The organism is Phycicoccus sp. DTK01 (genome assembly GCF_017312765.1).
GTDB lineage: Bacteria > Actinomycetota > Actinomycetes > Actinomycetales > Dermatophilaceae > Phycicoccus > Phycicoccus jejuensis.
Genome location: NZ_BOPU01000007.1, coordinates 71055 through 94505, shown reverse-complemented (window position 1 = coordinate 94505; position 23451 = coordinate 71055). Strand labels below are relative to the sequence as shown.

Genomic DNA, 23451 nt, shown 5'->3' with positions numbered 1-23451 from the left:
GGGCGTCGCCGGGTGGTGCGGGCGCAGGCCCTACGCTGGCGCCCATGGAGTTCGTCGAGCACGTCCTCGTCCTGCTGCACCTCCTCGGCATGGCCGCGATCATCGGCAGCGCCGTGTTCGTCGCCCGGGGGAAGGTCACGCCCGCGCTCGTCTGGGGTGCGCGCGCCCAGCTCGTGACCGGGCTGCTGCTCGTCGGCGTCGTCGAGGCCGGTGACGAGCCGGTCAACCACGCGAAGATCGGCGTCAAGCTGCTCGTCGCGGTCGCCGTCGCCGCGTGCGCCGAGATCGCCGCCGCCACGGAGCGCAAGGGCCAGGGCTCGCGCCCGCAGCTGGTCCAGATCGCCGGCTGGCTGGCCGTCCTCAACGCCGCCGTCGCGGTCCTCTGGACCAGCGCCTCCTGACCCCAGCCCGAGGCACACGCGTATCGGGTCATCCGATACCGGTGCGCTTCACCCCGGAACGGTTCTCGGGTGAGGCGCGGTCGTATCGGGTCACCCGATACGCGAGTGGTCTGGAGCGGGGTCAGAGGGTGAGGAGCAGCTTGCCCTGGGTGCGCCGGCCCTCGAGGTCGTCGTACGCCCGCGCCGCGTCGGCCAGCGCGTAGCGGCCGCCGACCGCCACCTGGAGCGAGCCGTCCGCGACGGCCGCGAGCACCTCGCCGGCCCGCCACTCGAGCTCGTCGCGGCTCGCGAGGTAGTGGCCGAGGCTGGGCCGCGTGACGAACACCGATCCGGCGCCGTTGAGCCGCTGCAGGTCGAAGGGCGGCACCTGGCCGCTCGCGGCGCCGAAGAGGGCGAGCATCCCGCGGGGGCGCAGCGAGGCGAGCGAGGCGTCGAAGGTGTCACGCCCGACACCGTCGTAGGCGACGTCGACGCCCTGCGGCGCGACCTCGCGCACGGCGGCGGCCAGGTCGTCGACGGCGCGGTAGTCGATGACGTGCTGCGCCCCGAGCCGCTCGGCGGTCGCGCACTTCTCCGGCCCCCCGGCCGTCGCGACGACGACCCCGCCGCGGGCACGGACCATCTGCACGAGCAGCTGGCCGACGCCGCCGGCCGCTGCGTGGACGAGGGCCGTCGTGCCGTGGCCCACGGGGAAGGTGCTCGTCGTCAGGTAGTGGGCGGTCATCCCCTGGAGCATGACCGCGGCGGCCGTCTCGAGGTCGACGCCGTCGGGCACCGGGACGAGCGTCGAGGCGTCGCGCACCGCGTACCGTGCGGCGCTGCCGACCGACATCGCCCAGGCGACGCGGTCGCCCTCGACGAAGTCCTCGAGCCCCTCGCCGACCGCGGCGACGGTGCCGGCGCCCTCGTTGCCGAGCACGTACGGCGTCTCCATCGGGTACACGCCCTCGCGCTGGTAGACGTCGATGAAGTTGACGCCGACCGCCGCGACCTCGACGACGACCTCGCCCGGCCCGGGAGAAGGTGCGGTGCGGTCCTCGACGGCGAGGACGTCGGAGCCCCCGGCGCGCGTGACGACGAGGGCAGGTCCGTGGAGCTCGCTCATGCCGCCACCCTAGGACGACCCGGTCGTCCGACAGCCCCTCCAGCGCGCGCCGCATCGCGCGCTACACCGCAGTAAGTGTCATCACAGCAGCAGTTACTGCGGTGTAGCCCGCGACGGCGGCGGGGTCAGGAGCCCAGGTCGATCCAGTAGCGGCGCATCAGGTGACGGACGTCCTCGAGGACACCGCCGTTGGCCTCGATGACGCTCGCCGACGCGAGGTTGTCCTCGGAACAGGTGACGAGCACCTCGTCCATGCCGAGGTCCCGACACAGCGGCAGCGACAGTCGCAACGCCTCCGTGGCGATGCCCCGCCCGCGGGCCGACGGCCGGACGGAGTAGCCGATGTGCCCACCGATCTCGATGAGGAACGGCGTGAGCCGGTGCCGGATCGCGAGCGACCCGAGGTGCTCGTCGGGCTGCTCGTCGTCGACGACCCAGAGGAAGGTGCAGGGGACGTGTCCCGGGGTCCGCGGCGCGTCCTCGTCGACCTGGCCGCGCCGGTGCGCGACGAACCGCTCGAACCCGGCGGGAGTCTCGAGCTCGGCGCGCGTGAACTCCACCCCCGCGAAGTCGCCCTCCGGGGCCTCGACCCAGACCCCGTCGCCGTCGCGGGTGCCCTCGCCGGCCGCGTCGAACTCGTCCTGCGCGGCGAGGTAGGACCGGAGGAAGCGGACGTCCGGGGCGACGAGGGAGATCATCCCGGAACGCTAGCCACCGACGTCGAACGGCGCCAACGGGTTACGCGCGCAGGCCGGTCAGCACCTCGTCGAGCATGGCGGGGGTCAGCCGCTTCGTGAAGGTGTTGTGCGGGCTCACGTGGTAGCTGCCGACCAGGCGGATGCTCCGGCCGTCCGGGAGGCCGAGCGTCGCCTCGGCCGCGTGGCCGAACCTCGGCTTCGGCGCGGGCACCTCCCAGCCCACCGCGCGAGCCCCGGCCAGCGCGGCGTCCCAGCCGATCGATCCGAGGCACAGGATCGCCCGCAGGTGGGGCTCCGCGAGCCGCAGGTCGCGCTCCAGCCACGGCGAGCAGGTGGCGCGCTCGGCCGGGGTCGGCTTGTTGGCCGGGGGCGCGCACCGCACCGCGGCGACGATGCGCAGGTCGGTCAGCGCCTGCCCGTCACCGGCGGCGACTGAGGTCGGCTTGGCGGCGAAACCGGTGCGGTGCAGGGCGGCCCACAGGAAGTCGCCGGAGGAGTCGCCGGTGAACATCCGGCCGGTGCGGTTGGTGCCGTTGGCCGCCGGGGCGAGGCCCACGAGGAGCACGCCGGCCCGCGGGTCGCCGAACGACGGCCCCGGCCGCCCCCAGTAGGGCTGGTCGGCGAAGGACGCGCGCCGTCCGGTGGTCGCCACGTCCTCGCGCCACCTCACGAGACGTGCACAGGCCCGGCACACCGAGACCCGCGCCTGGAGCTCGGGCACGTCCGGTGCCGACGCCGCGAGCCGGCGCACGGCGGCGGCGGTCCGCGCCACGGGGGTGTCGGCGTCGGCGGGGTCACCGGGCCAGCCGGCGCCGGGCGGCACGGGCGAGGGGAGGAGCGCGCCCGTCACCGGGTGCGGGTCGAGCGGCTCCATCCCGCGACTCTACGGCGGCCGCCCGGATCGTGGCGTCCTGCCAGCGAACGGCCGCGGGACGGGGGACGATGGATGCGTGGCAGCCGTGACCGTGGTCGGTGGTGGCGTCGTGGGCCTGACGTCCGCCCTGCTGCTGGCGCGCGCCGGGCACGAGGCGCGGTGCGTGCGGGACGTCCCGTCGCCCGGCACCGTCTCGGCGGTCGCCGGCGGCCTGTGGTTCCCGTACCACGTCGAGCCGCGCGACCGGGTCGTCGGCTGGGGGCTGACGTCGCTGCGGCACTTCACGTCGCTCGCAGCCGACCCCGGCACCGGGGTGGCCCTGCGCGAGGGCCTGCTCGTCGAGCGTGGCGGCCCCGACCGCTGGTGGACCGAGGGGCTCACCGGATGGCGCGACGCGACGCCCGACGAGCTGCCCGAGGGCGCGCCCTCCGGCGTCGTCGCCCGGGTCCCGCTCGTCGCGATGGTCGTGTACCTCGACTGGCTCGAGCGCGCCTGCGTGGCCGCGGGGGTCGAGCTCGTCGACGGCCGCGTCGAGGACCTCGACGACCAACCGGGCGACGTCGTCGTCCTCGCGGCCGGTCTGCGTGCACCCGCCCTGCTCCCGGGCCTCGAGGTCTCGCCGTCGCGGGGCCAGGTGGCGCTGCTCGCCAACCCCGGGCTCGACCGCTGGCTCGTCGACGACGGCGCACCCGGCGGGATGACCTACGTGCTTCCGCACCGCGGCTGGGTGGTCTGCGGCGGGTCGGACGCCGCCGGCGACCGCGACGAGCCCGACCCGCAGGAGCACGAGCAGATCGTCGAGCGGTGCCGTCGCGCGGTCCCCGCGCTGCGCGACGCCGAGGTGCTCGGCGCGCGCGTGGGGCTGCGGCCGGTGGCGCCCGCCGTCGACCTGCGCGCCCACGACCTCGGCGGGCGCCCGGTCGTGACGAACGTCGGGCACGGCGGCGCCGGCGTCACCCTGTCGTGGGGCTGCGCCGAGGAGGTCACCGGCCTCGTGGGCGACCTCGTCCGGGGCTGACGCCGCACCCGGCAGGTGCGCCTCAGACGGACGTGACCTCGGCGCTCGCCATCCGGGAGCGGACCCACGGCACGAGCGCGAGCATCGCGGCCGCGACGACGAGGGTGATCGCCGCGTTGACGAGGTAGTACGTCGAGTCGCCCAGCCCGCTCATCGCGGTGATGAGCTGCGCGGCCACGGCCTGGCCGGCGGCGGTGGCGAGGAACCACAGGGCCATGGCCTGCGAGGCGAAGGCGGTCGGCGCGAGGCGCGTCGTGGCGGACAGCCCGACGGGGGAGAGGAACAGCTCGGCCACGGTCTGGAGGACGAAGACGCCGCCGAGGACCCACACCGGCGAGGTGTTGCCCTGGTAGCTCGCGAAGGCCCAGGCCATCGCCAGCGCCGAGACGCCGATGAGCGTGACGCCGATGGTGAACTTCATCGGGGTCGAGGGGAAGCGGCCGGCGCGCCTGACCCACAGGAGGCCGAAGAGCGGCGCCAGGGCGATGATCGCGAGCGGGTTGACGGACTGGAACCATTCCGGGTTGACCTGCACGCCACCGACGGAGGTGACGGTGCGCTCCTGCGCGAAGAGGGCCATCTTGCCCGCGGCCTGCTCGAAGATCATCCAGAAGACGACCGCGCCGACCCACAGCGGGATGTACGCCGCGAGGTGCGTGCGCTCCTGGTCGTCGACCTTGCGGCTGCGGAACATCACGACGAAGTAGGCCACCGGCGTCGCGATGGCGAGGACCGAGATGGCGTCGATGACGGCGAGGAGCACGCTGTCGCGCCACGTCGAGGCGAGGGCGACGAGCAGGGCGACGGCGACCACCGCGCCGAGCACGAGCAGCGGCAGCCGGCGGCGTTCGGTGGCGCCGAGCGGGTTGGGGACGTCGTCGCCCGCGCCGCGCAGGGTGCGCCGGCCGAGGACGAACCAGACGAGCGCGACACCCATCCCGACGGCCGCGGCCGAGAAGCCGGCGTGGTAGCCGAAGCGGTCGCGCAGGAAGGCGACGACGAGCGGCGAGAACAGCGCGCCGAGGTTGATCGACATGTAGAAGATCGAGAAGCCGGCGTCGCGGCGGGGGTCGTCGTCGGCGTAGAGGCGCCCGACGATCGCCGAGATGTTCGGCTTGAGCAGGCCCGTGCCGAGCGCGACCAGCGCGATGCCCAGCCACGCGGTCGGGGTCGCGGGCACGGCGAGGCTCAGGTGGCCGGCCATGATGACGACGCCGCCGTAGAGCGTCGAGCGCCGGGCGCCGACGAGCCGGTCGGCCGCGTAGCCGCCGAGGACCGAGAGCAGGTAGACGGCCGAGCCGTAGATCGCGACGACCGAGGTGCCGGTCGCCTCGTCGATGCCGAGCCCGCCGTTGGCGGCGGTGTCGACGAGGAAGTACAGGAGGATCGCCCGCATGCCGTAGTAGCTGAAGCGCTCCCACAGCTCGACGAAGAACAGCGTCGAGAGGCCCGTCGGGTGCCCCAGGAAGCCGCGGTCGCTGCGGCTGCTCTCGGCGGATCGGGTGGTCACGGACATCGGGTGCCTTCCTCTGGACAAACCCGTCGACCGTAACCCGTGGCCGCCGGATGACCGAATCGCGCAGGTCAGCCGTCGGGACGCAGCCGGCCGCGCGCGGACTTGGTGAGCGCCCGTCGGCGCTTGGCGTCGAGCCGCCGCTCGACGGACCCGCGGGTCGGTCGGGTCGCCCGCCGGGCCGGTGGCGGTGGGGCCAGCGCCTCGCGCAGCAGCTCGGCCATCCGCTCGCGGGCCGCGGCCCGGTTGCGTCGCTGCTGCCGGTGCTCGGAGGCGGTGACGACGAGCCGCCCGTCGACGAGGCGCGCCCCCAGTCCGCGCTCGAGCCGGCGGCGCTGGGCGTCGGTCAGACCGGTGACGACCGCGAGGTCGAGCTCGAGCTCGACGCGGCTGTCGGTGGTGTTGACGCCCTGCCCGCCGGGGCCGGACGCGCGGGAGAAGCGCTCGACGAGGTCGGCGCCCGGGACGGTGAGGCCCTGCGGCACACCGGGTCCCGGCGCGACGACGAGGTCCATCAGGGCTTCCCGGTGTCGTCCTCGGGCTCGGGCGGCGGCTCGGCCCCGGCGGCCTCGTCGCGCTCGGCCCACTCGAGGAGCGGCGAGATGTCGAAGACGGCGTCGTCGATGCCGGCGTGGAGGTCGCCCAGCTCGGCGAAGCGGGCCGGCATCGTCGCGATGGTGAAGTCGTCGGGCTCGGCGTCGTCGACCTCGCTCCAGCGCAGTGGAGCCGACACGGTGCCGATCTCGTTGCCGCGCACCGAGTACGCCGCGGCGATGGTGTGGTCGCGGGCGTTCTGGTTGTAGTCGACGAACACGGCGGCGGGGTCGCGGTCCTTGCGCCACCACGTCGTCGTCACCTCGTCGGGCAGGCGCCGCTCGACCTCGCGGGCGAAGGCGAGCGCGGCCCGGCGCACGTCGGTGAAGCCGTGCTCGGGCGCGATGCGGACGTAGACGTGCAGACCGTGGCCGCCGCTGGTCTTCGGCCACCCGACGGCGCCGAGCTCGTCGAGGACCTCGTGGGCGACGTGGGCGGCACGGCGGACCCGTGAGAACGGCGCGTCCGGCATCGGGTCGAGGTCGATGCGCCACTCGTCGGGCTGCTCCGTGTCGGCGCGGCGGCTGTTCCAGGGGTGGAACTCGACGGTGCTCATCTGGCAGGCCCACGCGACGTCGGCGAGCCGCGTGACGCACAGCTCGTCGGCGTGGAGGCCGTAGCGCGGGAAGTGCAGGCGCACGGTCTCGACCCACGGCGGGGCGCCGCGCGGCAGCCGCTTCTGGTGCACCTTGGCGCCGGCCACGCCGTCGGGGAAGCGGTGCAGCATGCACGGCCGCTCGCGCAGCGCGTTGACGATGCCGTCGCCGACCGACAGGTAGTACTGCACGAGGTCGAGCTTGGTCTCGCCGCGCATCGGGAAGTACACCCGCTCGGGGCTGGAGACGCGCACGTCGAAGCCGTCGACGTCGAGGACGACGGGCTCCCCGAACTCACCCTTGCGCGAGGCCATGGGCCCACGCTAGGGCCTGGCACCGACGGGTGGTCCGGAGCGCGCGACCGCGCGTCGGGCAGTCGCACCGCCGACTAGTTGACACCGCTACCTAGGGCCCCGATGCTGGGCGGTATGGGGGAGGTGGTGCGGCCGGACCGCGAGAGCCAGTGGCTCAAGGGGGTCCTCGACCTCGCGGTGCTCGCCGTGCTCGCCCGTGAGGGGTCGGCGTACGGGTACTCCCTGCTGCGTTCGCTCGCCGACGCCGGGCTGCCCGGCCTGCGCGGCGGCACGGTGTACCCGCTGCTCGGCCGGCTCGAGGACGACGGCCTCGTGCAGAGCGAGTGGACGGTGGCCGACGGGGCCCCGGCGCGCCGCTACTTCGCGCTGACCCCGGCGGGACGACAGGTCCTCGCCGAGGGCCGTGACGGGTGGTCGTCCTTCGCCGACCGGATGACGAGAGCGCTGGAGGTCTGACGTGGAGGGGATGCGACCGGTCGACGGGATGCGTGTCGACGTGCTCGAGTACTGCCGGGTGCTCGCGAGCCAGCTGCGGCTGGCCGGCCTGCCGGAGGCGCGGGTGCGTGTCGTCGTCCAGGACGTGCTGGCCCACGTCGAGGCCACCGGTGAGGACCCGGTCGAGGCGTTCGGCCAGCCCACCGACTACGCCGCGCAGTGGGCCCGCCCGCCCGGGGCCCTCCGGGTGCTCGGGCTGATGGCCGCCACCGCGGTGGCCTTCCCCGGGTTCTGGCTGGTCTTCACGGCGTTCACCTCGCCTGCTCCGTGGGCCGGCGCGGTCCCGGTCACCCCGTTCCTCGTGGCGGCGGTGGCCGGCGCGGCGGTCGTGGGCGGGGTCTACCCGTGGACGGTCGGGCTGTGGCTCGAGCGGCGGGCCGGCCGCCGGGTGGGGAGGGGCCGGTCCCCGCTCGACGCCGTGGTCGCCGTGCTCACCTGGGCCGCGCTGGCCGTCCTCGTGCTCGTCGTCGTGCAGCGGGTCCTGGGACCCGACGGCGACGGCCGGACCCTCTTCTCGGTCCCGCGCCGGGTGCTGCTCGCGGTGGGGCTCGGCGGGATGGCGCTCTCGTTGGTGCTGCCCTCGCCGGGGGCCCAGACGATGCCGCGCTCGCCGGCCGACCACCGGTCGTGGTGGGCCCGCGTGCGCTCCCTCCTCGCGGGCACGGGAAACCGCCGGCGGTTCTGACCGGACCGGGCTGTTCCACCCTGGGGAAATTTGCTTGGACAAACCCTAGACGGCGTGCTCGCGTCGGCTCTACCGTGGTGCCAAGACCCCCGGGTCGCCCCGATCGGAACCCCTGCACCGGTCGAGCGCTCCGGGGGTCCGCCATGTCCGGGCCGTCGGTGCCGCGACGTAGGGTGGACCCCGAGATGAGCACCCTCTTCGACGGCCTCGACTTCGGCCAGACCCACCCTGCCGACCCCGCGACCCACGCGAGCGCCCAGGCGGCCCTCGTCAACGCCGCCGGGGTGCCGACGTGGGCCGAGGCGGCCGCCGAGGGCCGGGGTCCCGACGGCGGTCCGGGCCGCCGCCTCGACGCCGCGGCCCTGCTCGAGGGGCTCAACCCGCAGCAGCGCGAGGCCGTGCTCCACGAGGGTCCGCCGCTGCTCATCGTCGCCGGCGCGGGCTCGGGCAAGACCCGGGTGCTGACCCACCGCATCGCGCACCTGCTCGCCGACCGCGGCGTGCAGCCGGGCCAGGTCCTCGCCATCACCTTCACGAACAAGGCCGCCGCCGAGATGCGCGAGCGGGTCGCCGACCTCGTCGGCCCGCGCGCCAAGGCGATGTGGGTCATGACCTTCCACAGCGCGTGCGTCCGCATCCTGCGCCGTGAGGCCGACAAGGTCGGGATGCGCTCGCAGTTCTCCATCTACGACGCCGCCGACAGCCAGCGGCTCATGGCGATGGTCCTGCGCGACATGGACCTCGACCCCAAGCGCTACAACCCGCGGGCCTTCGGGCACCAGGTGTCCAACCTCAAGAACGAGCTCGTCGACGAGGAGACCTTCGCGAGCCGGGTCGCGCAGGAGGGCACGCACCAGGAGCAGGTCCTCGCCGAGGCCTACACCGAGTACCAGCGGCGGCTGCGGCAGGCCAACGCGATGGACTTCGACGACCTCATCATGACGACGGTCCACATGTTCCAGGCCTTCCCCGACGTCGCCGAGCACTACCGGCGCCGCTTCCGGCACGTCATGGTCGACGAGTACCAGGACACCAACCACGCCCAGTACCAGCTGGTCAAGGAGCTCGTCGGCTCGGAGGAGACCCGCACCGAGCACGGCGTCGAGCCGAGCGAGCTCGTCGTCGTCGGAGACGCCGACCAGTCGATCTACGCCTTCCGCGGCGCGACGATCCGCAACATCGAGGAGTTCGAGGAGGACTACCCGCAGGCGCGGACCATCCTCCTCGAGCAGAACTACCGCTCGACCCAGACCATCCTGCGGGCGGCCAACGCCGTCATCGCGCGCAACGAGGGCCGGCGGCCGAAGAACCTCTGGACCGACAGCGGCGACGGCGCCCGGATCATCGGGTACGTCGCCGACAACGAGCACGACGAGGCCTCGTTCGTCGCGCGCACCATCGACCGGCTGACCGACGCGCACGAGGCCCGCCCCGGCGACGTCGCCGTCTTCTACCGCACCAACGCGCAGAGCCGCGCGCTCGAGGAGGTGTTCGTGCGGGTCGGGCTGCCCTACAAGGTGGTCGGCGGCACCCGGTTCTACGAGCGCCGCGAGGTCAAGGACGCGCTGGCCTACCTGCGGGTGCTGTCCAACCCCACCGACACCGTCAACCTCCGGCGGGTCATCAACGTCCCCAAGCGCGGCATCGGCGACCGCGCCGAGGCCTGCGTCGCCGCGCTCGCCGAGCGCGAGCGCATCCCGTTCGTCGCGGCCCTCGGGCGGCCCGAGGACGCGCCGGGCATCGCGACGCGGTCGGTCGCCGCCATCCGCGGCTTCACCCAGATCCTCGAGGACCTCGGGCGCGTCCGCGACGACGAGGAGACCGGGGTCGCCGACCTGCTCGAGGCGATCCTCGACCGCACGGGGTACCTCACCGAGCTGCGCGACAGCCGCGACCCGCAGGACGAGACGCGCGTCGAGAACCTCGCCGAGCTCGTCGCCGTCGCCCGCGAGTTCGACGACGCGCGCCGCGAGACCGGCGAGGTCATCAGCCTCGAGGACTTCCTCGAGCGGGTCTCGCTCGTCGCCGACGCCGACGAGATCCCCGACAGCGCCGAGGCCGAGGAGCAGGGCGTCGTCACCCTCATGACGCTGCACACGGCCAAGGGGCTCGAGTTCCCCGTCGTGTTCCTCACCGGCATGGAGGACGGCACCTTCCCGCACCTGCGCAGCCTCGGCGACGCCAAGGAGCTCGAGGAGGAGCGCCGCCTCGCGTACGTCGGCATCACCCGTGCCCGCGAGCGGCTGCACCTGTCGCGCGCCGCGGTCCGATCCGCTTGGGGCTCACCGCAGTACAACCCGCCTTCGCGCTTCCTCGACGAGATCCCGGCCGAGCTGCTCGAGTGGGAGCGCGAGCTGTCCGGGGCGGCGGCGGTCGGTCGTCGCGACCAGCGGCCGGCCGTCGCGACCCTCGCGGCCCGGCCCGGGGTGCGCTCGCCCGGCAACCGGCCGGTCATCCAGCTCGCGCCCGGCGACAAGGTCACCCACGACACCTACGGGCTCGGCTCGGTCGTGCGCACGCTCGGCGAGGGCGACAAGACGCAGGCCGAGGTCGACTTCGGCGGCGAGCTCGGTGTCAAGCGGTTCGTCCTGCGCTTCGCCCCGCTCGAGAAGCTCTAGCCGGGGACGCCACGACCCCGGCGGGATGCGCCGGGGTCGTCGATCGTCGAGGGTGCCGCCGTGGCGGCACCGAGGTCACCAGAGGCCGTGGTCCTTGAGCCAGGGCACCGGGTCGAGCGGGGTGTCGCTCGCGGTCGTCCGCTGGAACTCGAGGTGCAGGTGCGAGCCGAAGGAGTGGCCGGTGTTGCCGACGAGGCCCACGCGGTCACCGGGCATGACCTCCTGGCCCTCGGTGACGTCGATGCGGCTCATGTGGCCGTACCAGGAGATGCTGCCGTCCCAGTACTTGATCTCGACCTTGTAGCCGAAGCTGTCGTGCCAGCCGGCGCCGATGACGGTGCCCTTGGACATCGCCGAGAGGGGGGTGCCGGTCGGTGCGCCGAGGTCGATGCCGTCGTGGTTCTTGCCCCAGCGCCAGCCGTAGCCGGAGGTGATGTTCCAGACGCCGATCGGGCGGACCCACTTCTTGGCCTGCTTCTCGGCCTCGGCCTTGGCCTTGGCGACCTGCGCGGCGCGGCGCTCGGCGGCGCGGGCGGCCCGCACCTTGGCCTCCGTCCGGCCCTGGAGGGCGGCGGACTGGATGCTCGCGTCCTGCCGGCGGTTGGCCAGCTCGGCGCCCGTCTCGACGTCGGCGGCCTGCTGGGTGCGGACCATCGCGCTCTGCGAGCTGGTCAGCTCGAACGGCTGGGCGGTGGCCGACTCGGCCATGCTCGCGCCGGTCGCGGTGACGACGAGGCCGGCCGCGGCGACGGTCGGGAGGACGAACCCCGGGCTGAGGGCGCGGGGGGTGCGGGCGCGGCGCTGGACGCGGTGGCGTCCGGCGTAGTGGCGCCCGGTGTACGACCGGGAACTCACGACGGGGGGGACCTCGGGGGTGTCGACGGCAGGGGCCTGGCGGGGCCGGTACACCGTACCGTGACCATTCCGTGACACAAAGGCGGGGGTGTGGACGACCGCTCCGGCCGGCTGACATCGATGTCGGTGCGCAGCCCGCTGACCTGCGAAAACGGTGCCGCGCGTGACGCCGGGCACGCCTGTGAGCCGTCTCAGGAGCCGGGCATCACGTGCTGCGGGCCCCACGATCGTGACGACTCCGCACGTGCGGGCTTTCCGCGCTCCGAGGACGGTCCGGACAGCGATGACCCCGCACGTGCGGGCTTTTCGTGCCCCGAGGGCGGTCCGGACAGCAGTAACCGCGCACGTGCGGGCATTTCGAGCCCGCCGCCCGGTTCGGACAGCGACAACCCCGCACGTGCGGGGTCAGCCGCGGCGGGAGAGGGGGACGACGCCGCGGCGCACCGTGCTGCCGTCGGCGTCGAGCTGGGTCAGCGCGGTCGAGATGCCGTGGACGACCTCGCCGAGCATCGGCAGGGTGAGGTGCCCGGCGCCGTGCAGCCGGACCGACCGGGTCGCGAGGTCCGGATGGCGCAGCGCCGCCGAGCGCTGCGGCACGATGACGGCATCCGTGTCGGACCAGTACACGAGGAAGCGGGTGCGGCAGCCCCGCACGGGCCGCGCGAGCTCGCGCATCAGCCCGCTGCCGGGACGCATCTGGCGCAGCAGCCGGGTCGGCAGGGCGTAGGCGGCCCACGTCCCCTCGTGCGGGGTCCCGAGGGTGACGAGCGTGTGCACCCGCGCGTCGCCGCCGAGCCGCGTCACGTAGTAGCGGGCGATGAGCCCGCCGAGGCTGTGCCCGATGACGTGGATGCGCTCGAACCCCGTCTGCTCGCAGACCGACTCCACCTCGTCGGCCAGGCGCAGGGCCGCGGTGCGGACGTCCGTCGCGACCGTCGAGTAGTTCATCGCGAAGACGTTCGAGAAGCCCCGGCGGGTCAGGCCGCGGCGCAGCACCGTGAAGACCGAGCGGTTGCTGACGATGCCGTGCACGAGCAGGATCGGGGTCCCCGCGGCCTCGACGTCGGCCACGAGCATCCCGCGCTGCACCGGGGGAAGGTGCTCGACGCGGTAGGCGGGACCGGCACCGGAGCGGCCGGAGCCCACCAGCCCGAGCGGCCAGGTCGTCAGGTGCGCCCCGAGCCAGACCGCCTCCACCGCGGCGCCGGCCAGCACGGCCGGGTCACCGAGGGCCCGCACCCCGCCGACGAGCGCACGGCACGGCGAGTCGCCCCTCGGGGCGGAGGGTGCGGCGTCCGGGGTGGGGGCGCCGCGCAGCCGCTGGAGGCTCGTCATCGCGGCCTCACTGTAGGCGCGGCGCTACCACGGGGGAAGCCGGCCGTCGACCGGTGGGCGAGCGGGACTCACAGGCGGCCCACGGGATAGGTCAAGGTCCCCCCGCAGACCGGTAAAGAGTTCCGGCAGGACGGTCAATCTTTCGCAAGATGCCTTGTCCTGCACGGCATCCGAGTTGGATGTTTCCACCCGTGCCCGAACACGGGTGCACCCCCCTCCCCAAGGAGATCTCCGACCGTGAGACGACTCACCACCGGCCTGGCCCTCGGCGCCGCCCTCGCGACGATCGTCGCCGGCACCACCTCCGCCAGCGCCGTCGGCGCCCCCTCCGCCGGCACCCCGGCCTCCTCCCCCTCCGCGGTCGCCGCGGGCTCCGACCACGCCGCCCTCGGGCTGGCCGCGGCCGAGAAGCTCGTCCCCCGGTCCGTCATCACCGACAAGGACGGGACGACGCACACCCGCTACGACCGCACCTGGAACGGCCTGCGCGTCGTCGGCGGCGACCTCGTCGTCGAGAAGAGCGCCAAGGGCGCCCTCGAGGAGGTCCGCTACAACGCCGGCCGCAAGTCCGTCGCCGCCCCCTCGACGACCCCGAAGCTCGGCAAGACCGCCGCGGTCGCGACGGGCGCCGAGCGCTCGAAGGCCTCGGGCGAGAAGAGCCAGGGCGAGCTCGTGGTCTGGGCGGGCTCGGGCAGCCCCCGCCTGGCGTACGACGTCGTCACCACGGGGGTCAAGGCCGACCAGACCCCGAGCCGCCTGCACACGATCGTCGACGCGAGCACCGGCGCGGTCGTCTCGAGCTGGGACGAGATCGTCAACGGCACCGGCAACTCGATGTACTCGGGCACGGTGACGCTCAACACGACGCAGAGCGGCTCCTCGTGGCTGCTCAAGGACAGCCACGGCAACTACACGACCGACCTCAACGGCTCGACGAGCTCGACCGCGGCCGGCACGCAGTTCACCGACGCCGACAACGTCTGGGGCGACGGCACGGCCTCCAACCGCCAGACCGCGGCCGTCGACGCCGAGTACGGCGCCGAGAAGACCTACGACTACTACAACAACGTCCTCGGCCGGGCCGGCATCTGGAACGACGGCCGGGGCGCCCGCAGCCGCGTCCACTACGGCAACGCCTACGTCAACGCGTTCTGGGACGGCACCCAGATGACCTACGGCGACGGCACGGGCAACACCCACCCGCTGACGAGCATCGACGTCGCCGCGCACGAGATGAGCCACGGCGTCACCGAGAACACCGCGGGCCTGGCCTACACGGGCGACGCGGGCGGCCTCAACGAGGCGACCTCGGACATCTTCGGCACCGCCGTCGAGTTCTACGCGGGCTCCTCCGCCGACCCGGGCGACTACCTCATCGGCGAGAAGATCAACATCAACGGCAACGGCACCCCGCTGCGCTACATGGACAAGCCGAGCAAGGACGGCGCGAGCCAGGACTGCTGGACCACCGGCACGAAGAACCTCGACCCGCACTACTCCTCGGGCCCGCTCAACCACTGGTTCTTCCTCGCCTCCGAGGGCAGCGGCGCGAAGACGGTCAACGGCGTCTCGTACAACAGCCCGACCTGCAACGGTTCGACCGTCACCGGCGCGGGCCGCTCGAACATCGAGAAGGTCTGGTACCGCACCCTCGCGACCAAGCTGACCTCGACGAGCAACTACGCCGCGGCCCGCGAGGGCGCCATCGCCTCCGCCAAGGAGCTCTTCCCGAGCAACGCCGCGGTCTGCACCGCGGTCGAGAGCGCCTTCTCGGCCATCTCGGTCCCGGCCGGCGCGCAGAGCTGCGGTGGCACGACCACCCCGCCGCCCACCAGCGGCAACCTGCTCCAGAACGCGGGCTTCGAGTCCGGCGCCACGGTGTGGACCGGCACGGCCGGCCCGATCACGAACAACACCGGCCGCCCGGCGCGCACCGGCAGCTGGAAGCTGTGGCTCGGCGGCAACGGCACCACCGGCACCGAGACCGAGCAGCAGACGGTGACCATCCCCTCGACCGCGACGGCTGCGACCCTCTCGTTCTGGGTCCGCATCGACACGGCCGAGACCACGTCGACCGCCTACGACACGATGAAGGCCCAGGTCGTGGTCGGCGGCACGACGACGACGCTCGCGACGTACTCCAACGCGAACAAGAACAGCTCGTACGTGCAGAAGTCCTTCAACCTGCTGCCCTACAAGGGCAAGGCCGTGACGGTGAAGTTCACCGCCACCGAGGACTCCTCGCTGCAGACCTCTTTCGTCGTCGACGACACCGCGGTGTCCGTGGGCTGACGCCCTCGACGCCCTCCCAGGGGCGGTCCGGCCACCGGCCGGGCCGCCCCTGCGGCGTCCTCCGGCGCGCCGGGACGGGCGCCGGTCGCCGCGTCGACGGCCCGGTCGGCGTGAGATTCCCCCCATCGGACGCCTCGGGTTCGGCCCTGCGACGTGGCGCGGATACGCTGCCCTGCGGACCACTTTCGCCGACAGTGAGGACGGATCGCCTCGTGGACCTCTTCGAGTACCAGGCCCGTGACATGTTCGAGAAGCACGGTGTCCCCGTGCTCGCCGGGGCCGTCGCCACCACGCCCGAGGAGGCGAGGGAGGCGGCCGAGCGCATCGGCACCGCGAGCGGCGGCGTCACCGTCGTCAAGGCCCAGGTGAAGACCGGCGGGCGCGGCAAGGCCGGCGGCGTCAAGGTCGCCAAGAGCGCCGACGAGGCGCAGGAGCACGCGAGCGCCATCCTCGGGATGGACATCAAGGGCCACACCGTGCACCGCGTGATGATCGCGCAGGGTGCCCGGATCGCCGAGGAGTACTACTTCTCCATCCTGCTCGACCGCGCGAACCGCACCTACCTCGCGATGTGCAGCAAGGAGGGCGGGATGGAGATCGAGCAGCTCGCCGTCGAGCGCCCCGAGGCCCTCGCGCGGATCGCCGTCGACCCCAACACCGGCATCGACGACGCCAAGGCCCGCGAGATCGTCGAGGCCGCCGGCTTCGAGGGCGAGGTCGCCGCGAAGATCGAGCCGGTCCTCAAGACCCTCTGGACGGTCTACCGCGAGGAGGACGCCACCCTCGTCGAGGTCAACCCGCTCGTGAGGACCGAGGACGGCGACATCGTCGCCCTCGACGGCAAGGTCTCGCTCGACGCCAACGCCGACTTCCGCCACCCCCACCACGAGGCCCTCGAGGACTTCGCCGCCGCCGACCCGCTCGAGGCCGCGGCCAAGGAGAAGGGCCTCAACTACGTCAAGCTCGACGGCTCGGTCGGCATCATCGGCAACGGCGCCGGGCTCGTCATGAGCACCCTCGACGTCGTCGCCTACGCCGGTGAGGAGTTCGGCGGCCAGAAGCCGGCCAACTTCCTCGACATCGGCGGCGGCGCCTCGGCCGAGGTGATGGCCAACGGGCTGCACATCATCCTCGGCGACGAGCAGGTGAAGTCGGTGTTCGTCAACGTCTTCGGCGGCATCACCTCGTGCGACGCGGTCGCCAACGGCATCGTCGGCGCGCTCGACGCCCTCGGTGACGAGGCCACCAAGCCGCTCGTCGTCCGGCTCGACGGCAACAACGTCGAGGAGGGCCGCCGCATCCTCGCCGAGCGTGCCCACCCGCTCGTCCTCATCGAGGAGACGATGGACGGCGCCGCCCGCAAGGCCGCCGAGCTGGCCTCCCAGAACTGACCCGAGCGAGCGAGAAGAGAGAACAGACACCCATGGCCATCTTCCTCACCGCGGACTCCAAGGTCATCGTCCAGGGCATGACCGGCTCCGAGGGCATGAAGCACACGCAGCGGATGCTGCGCTCCGGCACCGCCATCGTCGGCGGCGTCAACCCCCGCAAGGCGGGCACCGACGTCGAGTTCGAGGACGGCGTCTCCGTCCCCGTGTTCGGCACCGTCGCCGAGGCGATGGAGAAGACGGGCGCCGACGTCAGCGTCGCGTTCGTCCCCGCCGCCTTCACCAAGGCCGCCGCCGTCGAGGCGATCGACGCGGGCATCCCGCTGCTCGTCGTCATCACCGAGGGCGTCGCCGTCAAGGACACCGCGGAGTTCTACAACTACGCCGCGCAGAAGGGCGGCACCCGGATCATCGGTCCGAACTGCCCGGGCCTGATCAGCCCCGGCGCCTCCAACGCCGGCATCATCCCGGCCGACATCTCGGGCGGCGGCCGCATCGGCCTGGTCTCGAAGTCGGGCACGCTGACCTACCAGATGATGTACGAGCTGCGGGACTTCGGCTTCTCGTCCGCGGTCGGCATCGGCGGTGACCCGGTCATCGGGACGACGCACATCGACTGCCTCGAGGCGTTCGAGAACGACCCCGAGACCGACGCGATCGTCATGATCGGCGAGATCGGCGGTGACGCCGAGGAGCGCGCGGCGGCGTACATCAAGGACCACGTGACCAAGCCGGTCGTCGGCTACGTCGCGGGCTTCACCGCCCCCGAGGGCAAGACGATGGGCCACGCCGGCGCCATCGTGTCCGGCTCGTCCGGCACGGCGCAGGCGAAGAAGGAGGCCCTCGAGGCCGCCGGTGTCAAGGTCGGCAAGACGCCGTCCGAGACCGCCCAGCTGATGCGCGACATCATGGAGTCGCTCGCCGGCTGACGCCACCGCGACCGACCGCCCGCTCGGGGTGCCCCCACCCCGTCGAGCGAACAGGACACGCCGCCCGCGCCCGTGCGCCGGCGGCGTGTCCTGTTCTCTCGAGGGATGGGTCGAGGCGGGGGAGCAGCGTCAGTCGAAGTACGGGAAGGTCGGCGCCATCGGCGGGATGACGACGAGCGCGGCGACGGCGCTGCGGTCGAGGTAGGCCGACGGGCGGCCGAGCTGGAGCCGGACCCCGCCCTCGAGGTCGAGCAGGTAGACGCTCGAGGACTCGTCGAGGTGGACCCGGCCGGGGAACTCGTCCTCGAACGCGCCGACCGGCGAGCCGACGCCGAGGCCGTGGATGCGTGCGGTCGCCGGCGCCACGAGGGCCGAGAGCCGGTCGGTCTCGCGGTCGAAGGTGCCGATGACGTCACCGTCACCGACCCCGGTGCCCGCGCCAGGTTGCAGCAGCACGCGGTCGACGATGCCGCCGCCCACCTCGCGCGCAGCGATGCGGACCGTGCCCTCGAGGCCCGCGGACACGATGGCCTCCTGCACCATCGCACGGTCCATGCCGGTGCGGAACGGCCCGAGCGAGCCGTCGTCGCCGATGACGTCGGTGCTGCGCGACCCGGCGGCGTCCGGGGTGCCGTCGGAGGTGTCGGGCGAGGCGGGCGGGGTGCCGGTGGCGACCGGGGTCGTGGCCGAGGGGCCGGCGGGCACGCGGTCCGGGTCGTCGCGCCCGAGGAGGCCGATGACGCCGACGAGCGCGACGAGGACGACCGCGGCAGCGACGCCGGCGACCCCGAGGAGACGGCGTTGGCTCCGTCCTGCGGTGTGCCGCAGGTCGGCCGGGTCGGCGAGGACGAGCGCGTCGACGTCCTCACCGAGGAGCAGCAGGGCCCTGCGGGCGGCGTCGTCGGCCTCGTCGTCGGCGTCGAACACGGTCAGGTCATCCACGGTCGACCTCCTGCGGGTCGGGGAGGGCGCCGCCGTCCTCGGGAGAGAGGAGGGCGCCGAGCTGGTGGCGACCCCGGCGCAGCCGCGCCTTGACGGTGCCGACCGGTGACCCGGTCTCGTCGGCCACCTGCTCGACGCTGAGGTCGGCGAGGTAGTGCAGGGCGAGCGCCTCGCGGACCGGCTCCGAGAGCCGCCCGAGGGCCTCGAGCACCGCGACCCGGTCCGGCGTGGGGGCCGGCACGGCCGACGCCGCACCGTGGCGGGCGTAGGCACGGTCGCGGGCGCGGTGGTGCCGCCACTGGCTGACAGCGAGGCGCCGCGCGACGGTCCGCACCCACGCGAGCGGGTCGCGCATCGCCGAGACCGAGCGCCACTGCGTCCAGGCCCGGGCGTAGGCCTCCTGCGCGCACTCCTGCGCGAGCGAGAGGTCGCCGGTCGTGGCGTAGACGAGGTGCACGACACGGTGCACCGTGCCGCGGTAGAACTCGTCGAACTCGGCTGCCGCGTCCGCCCCCATGACCCTCCCTCCGGTGCCCTCACCCCACCCGACGCACGAGCACCCCGTGCAGGATGCCCCACCGCCCGGGATTTCTCCGGACGGCGGGCATGGTGCGCCGTCGGGGCGCTCGGCGGCCCGCTGCGTGGCCGGCCCCGCCGCCGCACGGCGCGGCACCACGGCTCGCGGCTGACCGTGCCGCAGACTGGTCCGCGATGACCGTCACGGACCGCACCACGTCCTCACCGGCCGGCACCGAGCCCGCCGGTGACCACGTCCACCCGCTGGCGCCCGGCTGGCGGCGCTCCGGGCTCATCGGCGTCGCGACCGGGCTCGTGTCCGCGGTGCTCGTCGTCGGGCCGGTCCTCGCGGCGTGGGCGGCCGACCCGCTCTCGAGCTCGGACGGGTCGTCGGCGACGGCGGTCGGCGCCTCGGCCTGGCTGCTCGCCGGCGGCGCCCACCTCGGGGTCGGGACCGCCACCATCGCGCTGACGCCCCTGCTGCTCCTCGGTGTCCTCGTGCTCGTCGCCCGCCTGGGCGCGCGCGAGGCGATGGTCCGGGTCAGCTCCGAGGGGGAGTGGTGGGCCGGCCTGCTGCCGCGCCCGCTGGCCGCCGCGGTCGGGGCCTGGTGGGCCGGCTACGCGGCCGTCGTCGGCATCGGCTGGGTGCTCGCCGCGAACGGCCCGCTGCCGCCCCGGCCCTGGACGCTGCTCCTGCCGGCGGTCCTCGTGCCCCTCGTCGGGCTCGGGTACGCGCTGCGCGCCGTCGGCCGCGACGACCCCGACGTCCTCGGGCCGCGCCTGGTCCTCCCGCTGCCCGACAGCATCCGTCGCTCGGTCGGTCCGGGGCTCGCGGGCGCCGGCCTCCTGATCATGGTCGGGATGGTCGCCGTCCTCCTCGCGGTGCTCCTCGCGTGGCCGCGGGTCGTGTCGATCCAGTCCGACCTCGCCCCCTCGGGTGTCGGCGTCGCGGTGCTCCTCGCGGGGCAGCTGGCCGGCCTGGCCAACCTCGGCCTGTGGGTCGTCTCGTTCGTCGCCGGCCCGGGCTTCTCGGTCGTCGAGGGGGCCTCCGTCACGTGGGACGGCTCCGAGACGGGGTTGCTGCCGATGGTCCCCGCGCTCGGTGCGCTGCCCCAGCCGGGGCGCTTCCCGGGGCTCGTCGGCGTCGTCTGCGTGCTGCTCCTCGTCGGCGCCGGGATGTGGGTCGGGCGTCGCGCCGTCGCGACCGTGGCCCGGCTCGCCCGGCTGCGCACCAAGCTCGTCGTCGCCGTGTCCTCGTGCGTCGTCACGGCGCTCGCCATCGGGCTGCTCGACGCCGTCGGCGGCGGGTCGCTCGGGGCCTACCGGCTGTCGTCGGTCGGGGCCCCGGCCCTCGAGATGGCGCTCTCGGCGCTCGCGTGGCTCGTCGTCGGCGCCGTCCTCTTCGTCCTGCGTGACGCGTGGCGGCTGCGCCGGTGAGCGCGGGGTCAGGTGGCCCGCTGCGGCTGGCCGTGCTCGTCTCCGGCTCCGGGACCAACCTCCAGGCGGTCCTCGACGCCGGCGACGCGCCCCTCGAGGTCGTCGTCGTCGGAGCCGACCGCGACGGCACGCGCGGGGTCGAGCGGGCGCAGGAGCACGGCATCCCGACGTTCGTCTGCCGGGTGCCCGACCACGACACCCGCGCCGACTGGGACGCCGCCCTCGCGCGCCTGGTCGCCGCCCACGACCCCGACCTCGTCGTGTCCGCGGGCTTCATGAAGGTGCTGGGGCCGGCCTTCCTCGAGGCGTTCCGGGTGGTCAACACCCACCCCGCTCTGCTGCCGAGCTTCCCCGGCGCGCACGGCGTGCGCGACGCGCTCGCCCACGGGGTCAAGGTCACCGGCTGCACCTGCCACTGGGTCGACGCGGGGGTCGACACCGGGCCGATCATCGACCAGCGCGCCGTGCGCGTCGAGGACGGCGACGACGCCGCCTCGCTGCACGAGCGCATCAAGGAGCAGGAGCGCGGGATGCTCGTCGACGTGCTGACCCGGCTCGCGCAGGACCGCTCGTGGCGCTGACCCCCGACGCGCTCGCGCCGAACGTCCTCGCCTTCCTCCGCGAACGCCACCTCGCGACCCTGACGACGCTGCGCCGCGACGGCAGCCCGCACAGCGTGCCCGTCGGCTTCACCTGGGACGAGGAGCTGCTCGTCGCCCGGGTCATCGCCGGGCGCTCGAGCGCCAAGGTCGTCCAGGCGCGGGCCGGACGTCGCGCGTCGCTCACCCAGCACGAGGGGCGGCGGTGGGTCACCTTCGAGGGGACGACCCGGGTGCTCGAGGACGCCGACGCCGTCCGCGACGCCGAGGAGCGCTACGCCGTCCGGTACCGACCGCCCCGGCCGAACCCCGAGCGGGTCGTCGTCGTCCTCGACGTGGACCGGGTGCTCGGTGGCTCCTGGCCCGACCCGCTGCCCCCGTCGCCCTACGCCCGCTGACCGGGAGATTTCGGGGTCTTCCGCCTCCTCGCTACAGTGAGGGACGACGACTGGCGCGGGTGGGTCACCACCGGCGGGTCCTGAGGGTGAGGCACCCGACGCCATCGTCGGAGGAACGACGACGACTGGCGCGGGTGGGTCACCACCGGGAAGTCTGCAGTCGGGGCATCGCCCGCCTGGGTGCTCCGGGACCGACCCCGTCGACCCCGAGGAGCCCTCCATGGCATCCGTCTCCGCCCCCGGCCCGACCCAGGACGTCCGCCCCGTGCGTCGCGCCCTCGTCTCCGTCTACGACAAGACCGGCCTGCCCGAGCTCGTGCAGGGCCTGCACGACGCCGGCGTCACGCTCGTCTCGACCGGCGGCAGCGCCGCGCTCATCGAGTCGCTCGGCCTGCCCGTCACGCGCGTCGAGGAGCTGACCGGCTTCCCCGAGTGCCTCGAGGGCCGCGTCAAGACCCTCCACCCACGCGTCCACGCCGGCCTGCTCGCCGACACGCGCAAGCCCGACCACCTCGCGCAGCTCGAGGACCTCGGTGTCGAGGCGTTCGAGCTCGTCGTCGTCAACCTCTACCCCTTCCGCGAGACCGTGGCCTCCGGTGCGACGCCCGACGAGTGCGTCGAGCAGATCGACATCGGCGGCCCCTCGATGGTCCGCGCGGCCGCGAAGAACCACCCGAGCGTCGCCGTCGTCACCGACCCTGCGGCCTACGGCGTCGCCCTCGAGGCGGTGCGCTCCGGCGGCTTCACCCTCGAGCAGCGCAAGCGCCTCGCGGCCGAGGCGTTCGCGCACACCGCGAGCTACGACGTCGCCGTCGCCTCCTGGATGGGCAACGCCTACGCGGACACCTCGGACGGCACCGGCTTCCCGGCGTGGACCGGCGCGACCTGGGAGAAGTCCGCGGTCCTGCGCTACGGCGAGAACCCGCACCAGCGCGCCGCGCTCTACACGCACTGGCGGCCCGGCCTGGCGCAGTCCGAGCAGCTGGCCGGCAAGGAGATGTCGTACAACAACTACGTCGACGCCGACGCCGCGCTGCGCGCCGCGTACGACCACGGCGACCAGCCGACGGTCGCGATCATCAAGCACGCCAACCCGTGCGGCATCGCGGTCGGCGAGACGGTCGCCGAGGCGTACACCGCCGCGCACGACTGCGACCCGGTGTCGGCCTTCGGCGGCATCATCGCGACCAACCGCCCGGTGACCCGCGAGATGGCGCTGGCGACGAACGACGTCTTCAGCGAGGTGATCGTCGCGCCGGCCTTCGACGACGACGCCCTCGAGATCCTCCGTGAGAAGAAGAACCGCCGGCTGCTGCGCCTGCCCGAGGGCGTCGAGCGCTTCAGCGACCCGGTCGAGTTCCGCGCCGTCTCCGGTGGTGTGCTCCTGCAGGTCCGCGACGCGGTCGACGCCGTGGTCCGCGACGACGAGGGCGCCACGACCGGCGGCGACGACGCCGCGCACTGGCGCCTCGTGTCCGGCGACGCCGCCGATGAGCGCACGCTGACCGATCTCCAGTTCGCGTGGCGGGCGGTGCGCGCGGTCAAGTCCAACGCCATCCTCCTCGCCAAGGACGGCGCGTCCGTCGGCATCGGGATGGGCCAGGTCAACCGGGTCGACTCCTGCCACCTCGCGGTGACCCGCGCGGGGGCGCAGCGGGCGCGCGGCTCGGTCGCGGCGTCGGACGCGTTCTTCCCGTTCGCCGACGGCCTCCAGGTGCTGCTCGACGCCGGCGTCCGCGCGGTCGTGGCGCCCGGCGGCTCGATGCGCGACCCCGAGGTCGTCGCCGCCGCGCAGGCCGCCGGCGTGACGATGTACTTCACCGGCACCCGCCACTTCGCGCACTGACGG

General features: G+C 73.9%; 22 protein-coding genes. 12 read left to right on the top strand and 10 right to left on the bottom strand.

The window, feature by feature from the left end; translation table 11 throughout:
• The first annotated feature begins 44 nt into the window (after positions 1–44).
• Positions 45–401: a hypothetical protein gene (locus J3473_RS14890; RefSeq protein ID WP_207024659.1), complete on the top strand. Its 357-nt coding sequence runs from the start codon at positions 45–47 to the stop codon at positions 399–401.
• Positions 402–522: 121 nt separating this feature from the next.
• Here J3473_RS14890 and J3473_RS14885 read toward each other — a convergent pair whose 3' ends face one another.
• From J3473_RS14885 to J3473_RS14875, 3 genes are all read right to left on the bottom strand, one after another.
• On the bottom strand, positions 523–1506 hold the full coding sequence (locus tag J3473_RS14885) for a quinone oxidoreductase (protein ID WP_207024648.1): 984 nt from the start codon (positions 1504–1506) through the stop codon (positions 523–525).
• A 125-nt stretch (positions 1507–1631) separates the two neighbouring features.
• Positions 1632–2204, bottom strand: a complete 573-nt coding sequence (locus tag J3473_RS14880) for a GNAT family N-acetyltransferase (RefSeq protein ID WP_207024647.1) — start codon at positions 2202–2204, stop codon at positions 1632–1634.
• A gap of 40 nt (positions 2205–2244) precedes the next feature.
• Positions 2245–3078: a uracil-DNA glycosylase gene (locus tag J3473_RS14875; RefSeq protein ID WP_207024645.1), complete on the bottom strand. Its 834-nt coding sequence runs from the start codon at positions 3076–3078 to the stop codon at positions 2245–2247.
• A gap of 76 nt (positions 3079–3154) precedes the next feature.
• Here J3473_RS14875 and J3473_RS14870 point away from each other — a divergent pair, with 76 nt between their 5' ends.
• Positions 3155–4096, top strand: a complete 942-nt coding sequence (locus J3473_RS14870) for an FAD-binding oxidoreductase (protein ID WP_207024643.1) — start codon at positions 3155–3157, stop codon at positions 4094–4096.
• Positions 4097–4118: 22 nt separating this feature from the next.
• Here the strand turns inward: J3473_RS14870 and J3473_RS14865 are convergent, their stop codons facing one another.
• The 3 genes from J3473_RS14865 to ligD form a co-directional block, all read right to left on the bottom strand.
• Positions 4119–5606, bottom strand: a complete 1488-nt coding sequence (locus tag J3473_RS14865) for a peptide MFS transporter (RefSeq protein ID WP_242525892.1) — start codon at positions 5604–5606, stop codon at positions 4119–4121.
• 74 nt (positions 5607–5680) lie between these two features.
• Positions 5681–6127 (bottom strand): alternative ribosome rescue aminoacyl-tRNA hydrolase ArfB, encoded by a 447-nt coding sequence (gene arfB / locus J3473_RS14860; RefSeq protein WP_207024784.1) that lies wholly within the window; start codon positions 6125–6127, stop codon positions 5681–5683.
• Entirely contained in the window at positions 6124–7113 is a 990-nt protein-coding gene (gene ligD, locus J3473_RS14855; RefSeq protein ID WP_207024639.1) for a non-homologous end-joining DNA ligase, read from the bottom strand. The genes arfB and ligD overlap by 4 nt, the downstream gene beginning before the upstream one ends.
• Before the next feature lie 114 nt (positions 7114–7227).
• Here ligD and J3473_RS14850 point away from each other — a divergent pair, with 114 nt between their 5' ends.
• The 3 genes from J3473_RS14850 to pcrA all read left to right on the top strand — a co-directional run bounded on the left by J3473_RS14850 (position 7228) and on the right by pcrA (position 10911).
• Positions 7228–7569 carry a PadR family transcriptional regulator gene (locus J3473_RS14850; RefSeq protein ID WP_030528776.1) on the top strand — a complete coding sequence of 114 codons (342 nt, stop codon included), beginning with the start codon at positions 7228–7230 and terminating at the stop codon, positions 7567–7569.
• 10 nt (positions 7570–7579) lie between these two features.
• Positions 7580–8293 carry a hypothetical protein gene (locus J3473_RS14845; protein WP_207024637.1) on the top strand — a complete coding sequence of 238 codons (714 nt, stop codon included), beginning with the start codon at positions 7580–7582 and terminating at the stop codon, positions 8291–8293.
• 185 nt (positions 8294–8478) lie between these two features.
• The gene (pcrA, locus tag J3473_RS14840; protein WP_207024635.1) at positions 8479–10911 is read left to right on the top strand and encodes a DNA helicase PcrA; all 2433 of its coding nucleotides are present in this window, start codon (positions 8479–8481) and stop codon (positions 10909–10911) included.
• A 75-nt stretch (positions 10912–10986) separates the two neighbouring features.
• Here the strand turns inward: pcrA and J3473_RS14835 are convergent, their stop codons facing one another.
• On the bottom strand, positions 10987–11766 hold the full coding sequence (locus J3473_RS14835) for a M23 family metallopeptidase (protein ID WP_207024633.1): 780 nt from the start codon (positions 11764–11766) through the stop codon (positions 10987–10989).
• Positions 11767–12171: 405 nt separating this feature from the next.
• Positions 12172–13101, bottom strand: coding sequence for a triacylglycerol lipase (locus J3473_RS14830; protein ID WP_207024631.1), 930 nt, complete (start codon positions 13099–13101; stop codon positions 12172–12174).
• Between the two features lie 237 nt (positions 13102–13338).
• On the opposite strand from J3473_RS14830, the gene J3473_RS14825 reads away from it, so the two are divergent.
• From J3473_RS14825 to sucD, 3 genes are all read left to right on the top strand, one after another.
• Entirely contained in the window at positions 13339–15393 is a 2055-nt protein-coding gene (locus J3473_RS14825; protein ID WP_207024630.1) for a M4 family metallopeptidase, read from the top strand.
• Between the two features lie 212 nt (positions 15394–15605).
• Positions 15606–16784 carry an ADP-forming succinate--CoA ligase subunit beta gene (gene sucC, locus J3473_RS14820; RefSeq protein WP_207024627.1) on the top strand — a complete coding sequence of 393 codons (1179 nt, stop codon included), beginning with the start codon at positions 15606–15608 and terminating at the stop codon, positions 16782–16784.
• A 32-nt stretch (positions 16785–16816) separates the two neighbouring features.
• Positions 16817–17710, top strand: coding sequence for a succinate--CoA ligase subunit alpha (gene sucD, locus J3473_RS14815; RefSeq protein WP_030528769.1), 894 nt, complete (start codon positions 16817–16819; stop codon positions 17708–17710).
• A 129-nt stretch (positions 17711–17839) separates the two neighbouring features.
• Here sucD and J3473_RS14810 read toward each other — a convergent pair whose 3' ends face one another.
• Together J3473_RS14810 and J3473_RS14805 are read right to left on the bottom strand one after the other, a co-directional pair.
• A complete protein-coding gene (locus J3473_RS14810; protein ID WP_207024626.1) occupies positions 17840–18652 on the bottom strand; it encodes a hypothetical protein in 813 nt (270 codons plus the stop codon).
• The gene (locus tag J3473_RS14805) at positions 18645–19169 is read right to left on the bottom strand and encodes an RNA polymerase sigma factor (RefSeq protein WP_207024624.1); all 525 of its coding nucleotides are present in this window, start codon (positions 19167–19169) and stop codon (positions 18645–18647) included. Before J3473_RS14805 ends, J3473_RS14810 begins: the two co-directional genes overlap by 8 nt.
• A gap of 194 nt (positions 19170–19363) precedes the next feature.
• Here J3473_RS14805 and J3473_RS14800 point away from each other — a divergent pair, with 194 nt between their 5' ends.
• The 4 genes from J3473_RS14800 to purH all read left to right on the top strand — a co-directional run bounded on the left by J3473_RS14800 (position 19364) and on the right by purH (position 23448).
• Positions 19364–20605, top strand: coding sequence for a DUF6350 family protein (locus J3473_RS14800; protein WP_207024622.1), 1242 nt, complete (start codon positions 19364–19366; stop codon positions 20603–20605).
• A 20-nt stretch (positions 20606–20625) separates the two neighbouring features.
• A complete protein-coding gene (gene purN, locus J3473_RS14795) occupies positions 20626–21186 on the top strand; it encodes a phosphoribosylglycinamide formyltransferase (protein ID WP_242525903.1) in 561 nt (186 codons plus the stop codon).
• Positions 21177–21602, top strand: a complete 426-nt coding sequence (locus J3473_RS14790) for a TIGR03618 family F420-dependent PPOX class oxidoreductase (RefSeq protein WP_207024619.1) — start codon at positions 21177–21179, stop codon at positions 21600–21602. Before purN ends, J3473_RS14790 begins: the two co-directional genes overlap by 10 nt.
• Positions 21603–21822: 220 nt before the next feature.
• Positions 21823–23448 (top strand): bifunctional phosphoribosylaminoimidazolecarboxamide formyltransferase/IMP cyclohydrolase, encoded by a 1626-nt coding sequence (gene purH / locus J3473_RS14785; RefSeq protein ID WP_207024617.1) that lies wholly within the window; start codon positions 21823–21825, stop codon positions 23446–23448.
• Positions 23449–23451 lie beyond the last annotated feature (3 nt).